This is a genomic window from Pseudomonas sp. LBUM1666 (assembly GCF_059695775.1).
In genome coordinates this window covers 2,157,804-2,171,125 of sequence record NZ_CP166789.1, presented here as the reverse complement: position 1 = coordinate 2,171,125, position 13,322 = coordinate 2,157,804, and the positions used below count along the sequence as shown (strand labels likewise).

11 protein-coding genes are annotated in these 13,322 nt (G+C 59.9%); 7 read left to right on the top strand and 4 right to left on the bottom strand.

Annotated elements, in window-relative coordinates:
* Nucleotides 1-32 precede the first annotated feature (32 nt).
* The 5 genes from ACA056_RS09845 (at nucleotide 33) to ACA056_RS09825 (ending at nucleotide 6,272) form a co-directional block, all read left to right on the top strand.
* On the top strand, nucleotides 33-875 hold the full coding sequence (locus tag ACA056_RS09845) for a protein kinase family protein (protein WP_497272304.1): 843 nt from the start codon (nucleotides 33-35) through the stop codon (nucleotides 873-875).
* 106 nt (nucleotides 876-981) lie between these two features.
* On the top strand, nucleotides 982-2,271 hold the full coding sequence (locus ACA056_RS09840) for a M18 family aminopeptidase (protein ID WP_046047516.1): 1,290 nt from the start codon (nucleotides 982-984) through the stop codon (nucleotides 2,269-2,271).
* Nucleotides 2,272-2,460: 189 nt separating this feature from the next.
* Nucleotides 2,461-2,637 carry a hypothetical protein gene (locus tag ACA056_RS09835; RefSeq protein WP_165353224.1) on the top strand — a complete coding sequence of 59 codons (177 nt, stop codon included), beginning with the start codon at nucleotides 2,461-2,463 and terminating at the stop codon, nucleotides 2,635-2,637.
* A 78-nt stretch (nucleotides 2,638-2,715) separates the two neighbouring features.
* Complete coding sequence (locus ACA056_RS09830; protein ID WP_497272301.1) at nucleotides 2,716-4,869, top strand: mechanosensitive ion channel family protein; 2,154 nt, start codon at nucleotides 2,716-2,718, stop codon at nucleotides 4,867-4,869.
* A 65-nt stretch (nucleotides 4,870-4,934) separates the two neighbouring features.
* A complete protein-coding gene (locus tag ACA056_RS09825; protein WP_497272299.1) occupies nucleotides 4,935-6,272 on the top strand; it encodes an amidohydrolase in 1,338 nt (445 codons plus the stop codon).
* Nucleotides 6,273-6,363: 91 nt separating this feature from the next.
* Here the strand turns inward: ACA056_RS09825 and ACA056_RS09820 are convergent, their stop codons facing one another.
* A complete protein-coding gene (locus ACA056_RS09820; RefSeq protein ID WP_076027971.1) occupies nucleotides 6,364-8,037 on the bottom strand; it encodes a DEAD/DEAH box helicase in 1,674 nt (557 codons plus the stop codon).
* Between the two features lie 432 nt (nucleotides 8,038-8,469).
* On the opposite strand from ACA056_RS09820, the gene ACA056_RS09815 reads away from it, so the two are divergent.
* Nucleotides 8,470-9,261 (top strand): crotonase/enoyl-CoA hydratase family protein, encoded by a 792-nt coding sequence (locus ACA056_RS09815; RefSeq protein ID WP_497272297.1) that lies wholly within the window; start codon nucleotides 8,470-8,472, stop codon nucleotides 9,259-9,261.
* 117 nt (nucleotides 9,262-9,378) lie between these two features.
* On the opposite strand, the gene ACA056_RS09810 is transcribed toward ACA056_RS09815, so the two are convergent.
* Nucleotides 9,379-10,134 (bottom strand): spermidine synthase, encoded by a 756-nt coding sequence (locus tag ACA056_RS09810; protein WP_497272295.1) that lies wholly within the window; start codon nucleotides 10,132-10,134, stop codon nucleotides 9,379-9,381.
* 149 nt (nucleotides 10,135-10,283) lie between these two features.
* Here ACA056_RS09810 and ACA056_RS09805 point away from each other — a divergent pair, with 149 nt between their 5' ends.
* Nucleotides 10,284-11,630 carry a class II 3-deoxy-7-phosphoheptulonate synthase gene (locus tag ACA056_RS09805; RefSeq protein WP_461954042.1) on the top strand — a complete coding sequence of 449 codons (1,347 nt, stop codon included), beginning with the start codon at nucleotides 10,284-10,286 and terminating at the stop codon, nucleotides 11,628-11,630.
* Between the two features lie 117 nt (nucleotides 11,631-11,747).
* Here ACA056_RS09805 and ACA056_RS09800 read toward each other — a convergent pair whose 3' ends face one another.
* A complete protein-coding gene (locus ACA056_RS09800) occupies nucleotides 11,748-12,977 on the bottom strand; it encodes a winged helix-turn-helix domain-containing protein (RefSeq protein ID WP_497272292.1) in 1,230 nt (409 codons plus the stop codon).
* A 64-nt stretch (nucleotides 12,978-13,041) separates the two neighbouring features.
* Entirely contained in the window at nucleotides 13,042-13,257 is a 216-nt protein-coding gene (locus ACA056_RS09795; RefSeq protein WP_008146193.1) for a DUF1127 domain-containing protein, read from the bottom strand.
* Nucleotides 13,258-13,322 lie beyond the last annotated feature (65 nt).

The window sequence follows — 13,322 nt, the reverse complement described above, 5'->3', positions numbered from 1 at the left end:
GCCAGCACTTTGATACCAGGCAGGAAGCCCTCGTGCTTAGCAACAAGACACTCCAAGACGACTACCCGTTCACCTTCTGCCTATTCAACACCACGCTACACCTTAGCGAGCAGCCTTCAGCCGAAGCACAACTGGCGCTTGAACAGCTCATCCACAAACGACGCGCCCACAAGCTCACCCGTGCGAGTGCGCCGCTTGCCTCCGGCGATACCCCACTGTTTGCCAAGGTCCAGCCGCTGGATAGCCTGAAGGCAAAAGTACGCGTGACCTTTGGCAAACCGCAGCGCAATGGTCGATTCGACTGGCCGCTGGAAGAATTGATCAATACGCTCGAAGCGCAGCGCCGTGGCGCACAAATGTCGCCGCTGCAAGGATTCGGTTACACCAAGGACCGACTGGGGCTGACCCAGGAATATTTCATTATCACGCGCCTGCTCGACGATCATATCGACGGTGTGCAATGGCTTAAACGCAACCCGGACAACGTCGAAACATTCATTCTCGATGCCTTCGAATTGCTGAGCTCCTTGTCGCGCAAGAACATCACGCACATGGATTTCTGGGCCGGCAACATCATGATCCCGGAAACGCCGCGGACCCCACTCAAAGCCATCGACTTTGAGAACTGCTTTGCCGGGCAGACAAACCATCAAAGCGAAACCCTGGGCTTTCAACTGGGCTTCTTCTATCGCCGGGACATCTACAAGCTCATCACCGAAGCCGCCTATGACCGACTGGTGGACGAATACATTCGACAGATCCCGGGTATCTCGAAGGAAAAATTCAACGAGGTATACCTCGCGAGCAAACATGAATATGTGGGCCGCAAGCAGCGGCGCGAAGTGTTCCTCAATGGCAAGCTGATCACTGGTTGACTCATCCTCTTCGCCAATCGGCAGCCGGCGTAGGTCGAACGGCATTGTCTCTGCAATGCCGTGAGCCAATACGTTAAACTTGCGCCATTGCTGTCTGGAGCTACTTATGCGCGAAGAGTTGAACCAAGGCCTGATCGATTTCCTCAAGGCCTCCCCTACCCCATTCCATGCCACCGCCAGCCTTGTTCAGCGCCTGGAAGCGGCGGGCTATCAACGCCTTGACGAGCGCGAGCCATGGACCACCGAAGCCAACGGTCGTTACTACGTCACCCGTAACGACTCGTCGATCGTCGCGTTCAAGATGGGCCGTCATTCGCCTCTGCATGGCGGTATCCGCCTGGTCGGCGCGCACACCGACAGCCCGTGCCTGCGGGTCAAACCCCAGCCGGAACTGCAACGTCAGGGCTTCTGGCAGCTGGGTGTCGAAGTCTATGGTGGCGCACTGCTGGCGCCATGGTTCGACCGCGACCTGTCCCTGGCCGGCCGCGTGACCTTCCGCCGTGACGGCAAGGTCGAGAGCCAGCTGGTCGACTTCAAGGCGCCGATCGCCATCATCCCGAACCTGGCCATTCACCTGAACCGTGAAGCCAACATGGGCTGGGCGATCAACGCCCAGACCGAACTGCCGCCGATCCTTGCGCAATTTGCCGGTGACGAGCGCGTGGACTTCCGCGCCGTGCTCACCGATCAACTCGCCCGCGAACATGGCTTGAACGCCGACGTGGTGCTCGACTATGAACTGAGCTTCTACGACACCCAAAGCGCCGCGGTCATCGGCCTGCATGGCGACTTCATTGCCGGGGCGCGCCTGGACAACCTGCTGTCGTGCTATGCCGGTCTGCAAGCCTTGCTGACCACCGAAACCGACGAAACCTGCGTGCTGGTCTGCAACGATCACGAAGAAGTCGGTTCCTGCTCGGCCTGCGGCGCCGACGGCCCGATGCTGGAGCAGACGCTACGTCGCCTGCTGCCTGAAGGCGATGAATTCGTGCGCACCATTCAGAAATCCCTGCTGGTCTCGGCTGACAACGCCCACGGCGTGCACCCCAACTACGCCGACAAGCACGACGCCAATCACGGCCCGAAACTCAACGCCGGCCCGGTGATCAAGGTCAACAGCAACCAGCGCTACGCCACCAACAGCGAAACCGCCGGGTTCTTCCGCCACCTGTGCATGGCCGAAGAAGTGCCGGTACAGAGCTTCGTGGTGCGCAGCGACATGGGTTGCGGCTCGACTATCGGCCCGATCACCGCCAGCCACCTGGGCGTGCGCACCGTCGACATCGGCCTGCCAACCTTCGCCATGCACTCGATCCGTGAACTGTGCGGCAGCCATGATCTGGCGCACCTGGTCAAAGTGCTGAGCGCGTTTTACGCCTGCCGCGAGTTGCCGTAATCCCCAAAAACATCGCGAGCAAGCTCGCTCCCACATAGGAACGCGGTCAATGTGGGAGCGAGCTTGCTCGCGATGACGTCAGCACAAACAAAGCGGATTTCATCAGTGACTCATTTCTGATACACCTCACCACCGGTCGCCCAAAAGCCACCTAGACTTTAACTACCCCTTTCGACAAGGCAGTCGCTCATGATCTCGTTGTCTTCGTTCCACGCCATGCTGATCCCGATTCTTGCCGGGATGATCATGCTGGCTATCGGCTTCAATTTTCGCGACAAGAACGTCGGCGTGTTCGCGATGTGGATCGGCATGTTGATGATCCTCGCCACCGTGATTTTCAAGATCCTCGCCAAACTCAACGAATAAATCCTCACCCCTGGCTCGCATTGATTTTGACGGGCTCGTACACTCGGTCGATCCGCTCATCCCGAGGTTGACCGCCTAGTGTTCGCTCGTCTTTTTGCCCTGCCGTGTTTGTTCCTTGTCTGCCTCATGACGCTGCTGCCGATGGCGCCCGCCCAGGCAGTCGGCTTGCCTGGCCTGCTCAACAGCTCGGCAAAACAGCCAGAGGCGCAAGAGCCCTTGGGGCAATCCCTGGACGAAGTCATCAAGTCGCTGGAGAACGATCAGCAACGCAGCAAATTGCTGGCGGATTTGAAGAAGCTACGCGATGTCACCAAAAAGGCCCAGCCGGTCACCGATGTAGGCGTCCTGGGACTGATCGGTGGCACCCTGGCCAGTTTCGAAAAACAGTTTTCAGGCGCAGACAGCCCTCTCACTCGCTGGTCCGAAGAATTCAAACTGGCCGAGGATGAACTGACAGCGCTGGTGCTGCCGGCCGATGAATGGCTGCCGATCATCTTTGCCTTTGCCATGATCCTGATGCTCTGGAGTTTGCTGGCCGCCGCGCTGATTTGGGTCAGCCATCGGGTGCGGATGCGCTTCGGCCTGACCGAAGAACTGCCGCAGCACCCCAAGGCCCTGGACATGTTGCGCTTCGCCCTGCGCAAACTCGGGCCGTGGCTGATTGCTTTGGTCATGACGGTCTACATGAGCTACGCCCTGCCTTCGTCACTGGGCAAAAGCCTGGCGATGGTGCTGGCCTATGCGCTGGTGGTCGGCACCTGTTTTTCGGCGATCTGCGTGATCGCCTTTTCGGTGCTCGACGGCCCACACCGCCACCGCGCCTTGTACATCCTGCGGCATCAAGCCTTTCGACCGCTGTGGCTGATCGGCAGTTTCGCCGCCTTCGGTGAAGCCCTGAGCGATCCGCGACTGGTCGAAAGCCTTGGCAGTCATCTGGCGCACACCGCCGCGACGGTCGCCAACGTACTGGCGGCATTGTCCACGGGGCTGTTCATCCTGCGGTTCCGTCGCCCCATCGCCCACTTGATCCGCAACCAACCGCTGTCCCGGCGCCTGACCCGCCGCGCCCTCAGCGACACGATCGAAATTCTCGGGACTTTCTGGTACATGCCGGCGCTGGTGCTGGTGGGTATTTCGCTGTTCGCCACGTTCGTCTCGGCCGGCGATACCAGCACCGCGCTGCGCCAGTCGCTGATCTGCACCGTGCTGCTGGTGTTGTGCATGGTCATCAACGGCTTGGTGCGCCGCCATTCACTCAAACCACAGCGCGGCGTGAAGCGTCATGCGCTGTATTCGGAGCGCCTGAAAAGCTTCTTCTACACACTCGCCCACTTGGTGGTGTGGCTGGCGTTCATCGAACTCGGCCTGCGGGTCTGGGGCATGTCACTGATCCGCTTCACCGAAGGCGAAGGCCATGAAGTCAGCGTCAAACTGTTCAGCCTCGGCGGCACGCTGATTTTTGCCTGGCTGATCTGGATTCTCAGCGACACTGCCGTGCACCACGCCCTCACCCGCTCGCGCAAAGGCCTGGCAAATGCCCGCGCACAGACAATGATGCCGCTGATCCGCAACGTGTTGTTCGTGGCGATTTTCATCATTGCGCTGATCGTCGCCCTGGCGAACATGGGCATGAACGTCACACCATTGCTGGCCGGCGCCGGCGTGATCGGCCTGGCGATCGGCTTCGGTGCACAGTCACTGGTGGCGGACCTGATCACCGGGCTGTTCATCATCATCGAAGATTCGTTGGCCATCGACGACTACGTCGACGTTGGCGGCCACCTGGGCACCGTCGAAGGGCTGACCATTCGTACCGTGCGCCTGCGGGACATTGACGGCATCGTCCACACCATTCCGTTCAGCGAAATCAAAAGCATCAAGAACTACTCCCGGGAATTCGGCTACGCGATTTTCCGGGTGGCGATACCTTCCAACATGGACATCGATAACGCGATCAAACTAATGCGCGACGTCGGCCAGAAGATGCGCACCGACCCACTGCAACGGCGCAACATCTGGTCGCCACTGGAGATTCAGGGTGTCGAGAGTTTCGAGTCAGGCAACGCGATTCTCCGCGCCCGGTTCAAGACCGCGCCGATCAAGCAGTGGGAAGTGTCCCGAGCGTTCAACCTGTCACTCAAGCGGCACCTGGACGAAGCCGGGCTCGACCTGGCGACACCACGCATGAGTGTGCAAGTGATCACGGCAGGTGGCGGCCAGGTGCAGGAATAGCACTTAACTGCGACGCTCAAGTCATAGGCACTGAAGCCAAAAAACAATAGTCATGGAGAATCCCGATGCAGCTGACCCGCATTGCACAAACGTGTTTGCTGACCCTGTTCGGCGCACTGGCCGGCCACGCCAGCGCCGACACACTGGAAGACGCCCGCACGCACATCGCCGAACAGGCCAAGGCCCTGGAACCCGAACTGCTGGAAACCCGCCGCGACATCCACGCCCATCCGGAACTGGGCAACACCGAAAAACGCACGTCGGAACTGGTCGCCAAACAACTCCGCGCCATGGGCCTGGAAGTGAAAACCGGTGTAGCCCGCACTGGCGTCGTCGCCATCCTCAAAGGCGCGCTACCCGGACCGACCGTAGCGTTGCGCGCCGACATGGATGCGTTGCCGGTCAAGGAAGTCTTGGACTTGCCTTTCGCCTCGAAAGCCAAAGGCACCTACCTCGGTATAGAAGTCGACGTGATGCACGCTTGCGGTCACGACGCTCATACCGCAATCCTGCTAAGCACAGCGAAAATCCTTACCGGCATGCGCGACACCTTGCCCGGCACGGTGGTGTTCTATTTCCAACCGGCAGAAGAAGGCCCAAGCGATTTTATCCCCGATGGAAAAAACACTTGGGGAGCGAAAATGATGATTGAGGAAGGCGTGATGAAATCGCCGAAACCGGACGCGGTCTTCGGCCTGCACGTCTGGGCCGGCGTCCCCGCCGGCCGGATCGCCTATCGCCCAGGCCCGACCCTGGCCAGCTCCGATGACCTGCGCATTAAAATTCTCGGCAAGCAGACCCACGCCGGGCGCCCATGGGACGGCATCGACCCGATCACCGTCGGCGCGCAAACCATCGTCGGCCTGCAAACTGTGGTCAGCCGCCGGACGGACATCTCGTCTTATCCGTCGGTGGTCAGCATTGGCACGATCAACGGCGGCACGCGTTACAACATCATTCCCGAGTCCGTGGACATGAGCGGCACCATCCGCTCCTACGACTACGCCATCCGCCAGAAGCTGCACGCAGATGTACGCCAGACCGTCGAGAAAATCGCCGAAAGCGGCGGTGCCAAAGCTGAAGTGACGATCATCGAAAAGTATGACCCGACGATCAACAACCCGGCGCTGACCGAGAAAATGCTGCCGACCTTGCGCTGGGCGGCCAAGGACGACGTGGTGCAGGGGCCGTTGGTGGGTGGGGCGGAAGATTTTTCCTTCTACGCCAAAGAGGCGCCGGGGCTGTTTGTATTTTTGGGCGTCACACCCAAAGATCAGGACATGAGCAAGGCTGCGCCGAACCATAATCCGGGGTTCTTTGTGGATGAGGCGGCGCTGGTGGTGGGCGTGCGGACGCTGGCGTCATTGGCCACGGACTATCTCTACGCTAACGCCAAACCCTGAGTCAAAAACCTGACCCCCTAAAACGCAGACAAAAAAAATCCCCGAACCAGTCGGGGATTTTTTATGTTCGATCAATCAGCCCGAGAGCGGATCAATCTTCGCGATAGCGACGCAGCTTCAACTGCTTACCAGCAACGCGAGTGTCCTTCAGCTTGGTCAGCAGACGCTCCAGACCATCTTCCGGCAGCTCAACGAGGCTGAAGCTGTCACGCACCTGGATGCGACCGATTGCTTCGCGAGCCAGACCACCCTCATTGAGGATAGCGCCCAGCAGGTTCTTGGCAGCGATACCATCACGCGCACCCAGCGCGGTACGGCAACGAGCACGACCTTCGGCCAATGGAACCGGAGCACGACGCTCACGATCACCACGGTCCGGACGATCACCGGTACGCTCTGGACGATCGCCACGCGGTGCGTTGTTCGGCACCAGTGGACGTTCTTTCTCGATCGCAGCCAGGGTCAGCGCCTGAGCGTTGGTTGCCTTGCGCAGCAGAGCAGCGGCCAGGGCACGCGGGGTGCAACCGATGTCGGCGGTCAGGCGATCCAGCAGATCACCGTGGGTCGATTCGGCATCAGCCACCAGCGGCGACAGGCTGTTGGTCAGTTTCTTGATGCGGGCATCGAGAACAGCCTGAGCGTCCGGCAGGCGAACTTCGGCAACTTTCTGACCGGTTACACGCTCGATCACTTGCAGCATGCGGCGCTCACGCGGAGTCACCAGCAGCAGTGCACGACCTTCGCGACCGGCACGGCCGGTACGGCCGATACGGTGAACGTAGGACTCTGGATCGTACGGCATATCAACGTTGAACACGTGAGTGATACGCGGAACGTCCAGACCACGAGCAGCAACGTCGGTCGCCACAACGATGTCCAGACGGCCATCCTTGAGGGACTCGATCACGCGCTCACGTTGGTTCTGAGCAATGTCACCGTTCAGCGCAGCGGCTTTGTAGCCTTTGGCTTCCAGGGCACTGGCCAGGTCCAGGGTCGCTTGCTTGGTGCGCACGAACATGATCAGGGCATCGAAGTCTTCAACTTCCAGCAGGCTCAATACAGCCGAGGTCTTCTGGTCAGCGTGAACCAACAGGTGAGCCTGTTCGATCGCGGTAACGGTCTGAGTCTTGGTCTGGATCTTCACGTGTTGCGGATCGCGCAGATGGCGTTCGGCAATGGCACGGATCGACTGCGGCAAGGTGGCCGAGAACAATACGGTCTGACGGGTTGGAGGCAACGACTTGAAGATAACTTCGAGGTCGTCCATGAAACCCAGTTTGAGCATTTCGTCCGCTTCGTCGAGAACCAGGTGGTTCACGGTCGACAGAACTTTTTCGTCGCGACGCAGGTGGTCGCACAGACGGCCCGGAGTGGCGACAACGATCTGCGCGCCATTACGGATTGCTTTCAGTTGTGGACCCATAGGGGCGCCGCCGTAAACGGCCACAACGGTAACGCCTGGCATTTGCTTGGCGTAGGTTTCGAAAGCGGTTGCTACTTGCAGCGCCAACTCACGGGTTGGCGCCAGGATCAGGGCTTGCGGCTCGCGCTTAGCAGGATCGATGCGATGCAGGATCGGCAGGGCGAACGCAGCGGTTTTACCCGTACCGGTTTGCGCCTGACCAATCATGTCGTGACCGGCCATAATGATCGGGATCGATTGCTGCTGAATAGCCGAAGGTTCTTCGTAGCCAGTCGCGATGACGGCTGCAAGAATGTTCGGATTAAGATTAAAAGCGGCGAAGCCGCCGGTTTCCTGGGTCATGGGTCTGCCTCTAAGTGCATCCGCAAAGACCCATGCTCCAAAGCTGCGCATGCCGTGTAAGACTCAAGAGTCGCCCTGGCTGCTTTGTCGGCGGGGATTTGCGAAAACGAATGAATGAAAAAGATTCGTCAAGGGAGAGTCCGCTGTGCGGACGTGCAGCCGAAGCTGACTTCGGGGAATTGCGCTACCTAAACGCGGCCCGGTTAAAGGCCGGCGCGCACTATACCGGAATTCGCTCAAAAAGGGAGCTTTATTTGTCGGAAAACTGCCGTTTACAGCGTTCTGTCACACGCTTTGCGGATAATCGGGCAACGGTCTATTTTTCCAAGGCCCAGCCCTGCTGACGATCACGCTAAAACGGTTCACCCTTGTGACGCAGACCTGCCGTCTCACATACCCCTACCCACCCCTTCCCGCCCGAGGAAATGCACCATGAATCAGCCCTGCTCCAGTCGTGTGAGCCGTGAACGGCACGGTCATGTCCTGATGATTGGCCTGGATCGAGTGGCCAAACGCAACGCCTTCGATCTCGACCTGCTCAACGAACTGAGCCTGGCCTATGGCGAGTTCGAGGCCGACAGCGAAGCGCGGGTGGCGGTGGTGTTCGGCCATGGTGAGCATTTCACCGCAGGGCTGGATCTGGTCAGTGCCAGCGCGGCACTGGCTGAAGGCTGGCAGGCCCCACCCGGCGGCTGCGATCCATGGGGTGTATTCGCCGGCCCCAGAGTCAGCAAACCGGTGATTGTCGCCGCGCAAGGCTACTGCCTGACCATCGGTATCGAATTGATGCTGGCCGCCGATATCAACCTGTGCGCCAGCAACACCCGTTTCGCCCAGAAAGAAGTGCAACGGGGGATCTTCCCGTTCGGCGGCGCCACGTTGCGCCTGCATCAGGTCGCTGGTTGGGGCAATGCCATGCGCTGGTTGCTGACCGGCGATGAATTCGACGCCCATGAGGCGTTGCACCTGGGGTTGGTGCAGGAAGTCATGGCCAGCGAGGACCTGCTGCCACGGGCGATTGAACTGGCCGAGCGGATTGCCCGGCAAGCGCCGCTGGGGGTTCAAGCGACATTGATGTCTGCGAGGCAGGCGCGTTACGAAGGGGAAACAGCGGCGGCGCAGGGATTGCCGCCGCTGGTGAGGAAGTTGCTGGCCAGTGAAGACGCCAAGGAAGGGGTGCGGTCGATGATCGAGAAGCGGCCGGGGGTCTTTAAAGGACTTTAGTTTTGTATTGGCTTTGAGGGCCTCATCGCGAGCAAGCTCGCTCCCACAGGTTTCGTGTACGACGCAAATCACTGTGGGAGCGAGCTTGCTCGCGATGGGGTCATTGCAGACGACAACTTAGGTAGCCGGGCGGATGGCCTTGATCAATGACTGCAACGAATACCCCAAACGCGGCGCCAGCCCTTCGGCGCGGGCGATCAAGCCGTCCATGTCCAGTTCCTGATCCAGCTCCGAAGGCACGAGCAGAATCACATTGCCCTCCTTCACCGGCAGTTCCCAGTAATGCCGGTGATAGAGCCCGCGAAACAATGCGGCGCCCAACGGCTTGCCATCATCGGTGGCCCACTGATTGATCACCAGCCAACCACCCGGATTCAGGCGTTTCTGACAGTTTTCCAGGAAATTCCACGCCAGATGCCCGACACCCGGCCCGACATCGGTATAGAGGTCGACGAAAATCAGATCCGCCGGCTCAGCGGTATCGAGCAGTTCCAGCGCATCGCCCACCCGGATATACAGCCGCGGATCGTCATCCAGCCCAAGGAATTCAATAGCCAGGCGCGGCACGTCGGGACGCAGTTCGATGGCTTCGACGTCTTCCAGCGGCAAGAACTTGAGACAGGCCTGGGTCAAGGTGCCAGCACCGAGGCCGAGGAACAGAGCGCTTTCCGGCTGCTCGTGGCACAACGCGCCAATCAGCATCCCCCTTGTGTAATCGTATTCGAGCCAGCTCGGGTCAGCCGTGAACACGCAGCTCTGTTCGATGGCATCACCGAACTCGAGAAAACGGTAATCAGCCACTTCCAGCACGCGAATCACGCCGAACTCATCCTGTACCTCGGCGAGCAGATGCTCGACGCGCTCCTCAGTCATTTCGTCTCCTGATCGTTACCGGGCCCGGTAACGTAATAAACCGCAGGGTTGAAGCGGCAAAGGCGCGATTGTCCGCGAAGCGACGGGAACAGGTCACGCACTAATTGCTGATAACATGACAGTCCGAGCGTAAAACACTAGAGACCGTGATGAGCCAACCCTGGAGCCCTGACAGCTGGCGCGCCCTGCCGATCCAGCAACAACCCCATTACCCCGACGCAGCGCATTTGCTGCACGTCGAGCAAACGCTGGCCAGTTATCCGCCGCTGGTGTTTGCCGGTGAAGCCCGGGAGTTGCGCCGTCAGTTTGCCGAAGTGACCCAGGGCCGCGCGTTTCTGCTGCAGGGCGGCGATTGTGCCGAAAGTTTCGCCGAGTTCTCCGCCGCGAAAATCCGCGACACCTTTAAAGTCCTGCTGCAAATGGCGATTGTCATGACCTTCGCCGCCGGTTGCCCGGTGGTCAAGGTCGGGCGCATGGCCGGGCAGTTCGCCAAACCGCGTTCGGCCAACGACGAAACCATCGACGGCGTCACCCTGCCGGCCTACCGTGGCGACATCGTCAACGGCATCGGTTTCGACGAAAAAAGCCGCGTGCCGGACCCGGAACGCTTGCTCCAGTCCTACCACCAGTCCACCGCGACCCTGAATCTGCTGCGCGCCTTCGCCCAGGGCGGTTTTGCCGACCTGCATCAGGTACACAAGTGGAACCTGGACTTCATCGCCAACTCGGCGCTGGCCGAGAAGTACAGTCACCTGGCCGATCGCATCGATGAAACCCTGGCCTTCATGCGCGCCTGCGGCATGGACAGCTCGCCGCAACTGCGCGAAACCAGTTTCTTCACCGCCCACGAAGCGCTGTTGCTGAACTATGAAGAAGCCTTCGTGCGTCGTGACAGCCTGACCAACGATTACTACGATTGCTCGGCGCATATGCTGTGGATCGGCGACCGCACCCGTCAGCTCGACGGTGCTCACGTCGAGTTCCTGCGCGGCGTGAACAATCCGATCGGGGTCAAAGTCGGCCCGAGCATGAACCCCGAAGACCTGATTCGCCTGATCGACGTGCTCAACCCGGACAACGATCCGGGCCGTCTGAACCTGATTGCGCGGATGGGTGCGAACAAGGTCGGCGATCATTTGCCGGCACTGATCCGCGCGGTGCAGCGTGAAGGCAAGCAAGTGCTGTGGAGCTCCGACCCGATGCACGGCAACACCATCAAGGCCAGCAGCGGCTACAAGACCCGCGACTTTGCGCAGATTCTTGGTGAGGTGAAGCAGTTCTTCCAGGTTCACGAAGCGGAAGGCACGTATGCCGGCGGCATCCACATCGAGATGACCGGGCAGAATGTCACCGAATGCATTGGTGGTGCGCGGCCGATTACGGAAGACGGGTTGTCGGATCGGTATCACACCCATTGCGACCCGCGGATGAATGCTGATCAGTCGCTGGAGTTGGCGTTTCTTATTGCCGAGACGCTGAAACAAGTCCGGCGGTGAATCTGTAAATCTTGGGTTGCCTGATAGATTGCTTTCGCGAGCAGGCTCGCTCCCACACTGGATTTGTGAACAACACAGAACCAATGTGGGAGCGAGCCTGCTCGCGAAGGGGCCAGTTCAGTCACTATCAATCTGCGCCAACGCCACCCGCAACCGCGCCGCACTCGCCCGCGGGCAATTCAACTGAACCCGCTCAAGCCCCAACCAATCCGCCATTCGCCGCAGATTGACCGCCAACGCCAGCATCCCCTCGTCATCCAGCCCCGGCTCCTCCTCATGCACAGCGTGCACCGCCAGCCTGCCCTGCGCCCGCTCGGCGCGCAGATCCACCCGCGCGGCAATCCGTTCGTTGTGCAAAAACGGCAACACGTAGTAGCCGTAGATCCGCTTGTCCTGCGGCGTATAGATCTCCAACCGATAGCGAAAATCGAACAGGCGCTCGGTGCGACTGCGCTCCCAAATCAACGAGTCGAAGGGTGAAAGCAAGGCGCTGGTCTCAACCTTGCGCGGCACTTTCGGCTCAGACAGACAATAGGCCGGTTGCCGCCAGCCCTGGACTTCACAAGCCAGCAATTCACCCGCCTCCACCAGTTCCGCCAAGCGCGGACGGGCATCACCGGGACTCAGGCGAAAGTAATCTCGCAGGTCTTTTTCTGTTCCGACGCCCAACGCTGTCGCGGCATGCAGCAACAGGCCGCGCTGGGCCTCGGCCTCACTCAGCAGCGGTTGCGCAAGAATCGCCGAAGGAATCACCCGCTCCGGCAGATCATAAAGCCGCTCGAACCCGCGCCGCCCGGCCACGGTCACTTCACCGGCGGCGAACAACCATTCCAGCGCATGCTTTTCCGCGCTCCAGTCCCACCAGGGACCCGCCCGTTCCTGACGGGTCGACAGGCTTCCGGCACCCAGCGCGCCCAGTTCCTGAACTGAGGCCAGCACCCGGCGAATCGTGTCCTGCTGCTCCCGCCCGAAACGTGCCAATTGCTGATAGATATCTTCGCCACGGGTCGCGCGCAGCATGCGCCAGCGCATCAACGGGTACATCGACAAGGGCAGCAACGAGGCTTCATGCCCCCAATACTCGAAGAGCGTGCGTCGCCGGCCCGAACTCCAGGCAGCCTGGTCGAGCAAGTCGGATGAGTAATTGCCGAGGCGGGAAAACAAGGGAAGGTAGTGCGAACGCACCAACGCATTGACCGAATCGATCTGCAGAATGCCCAGCCGTTCAATCAGCCGATTGAGCTGAACCGGTTTGATCGCCGCCGGCGGCTGGCGCCCGTTGAACCCTTGGGCGGCCAGCGCCAGACGCCGAGCCTGTTTGATGGAAAAGGACAGTGTTGCGGGCATGAGCATCTCCTTGTCTGCTCGCAACCTACCTCACCGGGAGACGGTTTGTGTAGTTGTGTATGACTCATTTGTGCATCGGGTCATCCCAGAATGGGCGGATGGTTTCGTGCTCGACATCCGCACGACTGAGCCCGATGTCCTTCAACGCTTCATCACTCATGCCCGCCAACATTTCACGCTCACGGTGCAGTTCGTACCAGCGATTGAATTTGTGCAGCAAATCGGAGATCAGGTGCACCGAGTGTTTTTCTACGTCGACATAACCTTTTTGACCTTTCATCTTGTTGCCCTCCGTTTGGATGGCTCAAGTGTCGCGCCGGGGCTAAGATCAATCCAACGAATGTT

Coding starts and splice junctions, on each gene's coding strand:
- ACA056_RS09840 (WP_046047516.1), top strand. CDS start 982: ATGCGCGAAGAGTTGAACCAAGGCCTGATCGATTTCCTCAAGGCCTCC.
- ACA056_RS09835 (WP_165353224.1), top strand. CDS start 2,461: ATGATCTCGTTGTCTTCGTTCCACGCCATGCTGATCCCGATTCTTGCC.
- ACA056_RS09825 (WP_497272299.1), top strand. CDS start 4,935: ATGCAGCTGACCCGCATTGCACAAACGTGTTTGCTGACCCTGTTCGGC.
- ACA056_RS09820 (WP_076027971.1), bottom strand. CDS start 8,037: ATGACCCAGGAAACCGGCGGCTTCGCCGCTTTTAATCTTAATCCGAAC.
- ACA056_RS09815 (WP_497272297.1), top strand. CDS start 8,470: ATGAATCAGCCCTGCTCCAGTCGTGTGAGCCGTGAACGGCACGGTCAT.
- ACA056_RS09810 (WP_497272295.1), bottom strand. CDS start 10,134: ATGACTGAGGAGCGCGTCGAGCATCTGCTCGCCGAGGTACAGGATGAG.
- ACA056_RS09805 (WP_461954042.1), top strand. CDS start 10,284: ATGAGCCAACCCTGGAGCCCTGACAGCTGGCGCGCCCTGCCGATCCAG.
- ACA056_RS09800 (WP_497272292.1), bottom strand. CDS start 12,977: ATGCCCGCAACACTGTCCTTTTCCATCAAACAGGCTCGGCGTCTGGCG.
- ACA056_RS09795 (WP_008146193.1), bottom strand. CDS start 13,257: ATGAAAGGTCAAAAAGGTTATGTCGACGTAGAAAAACACTCGGTGCAC.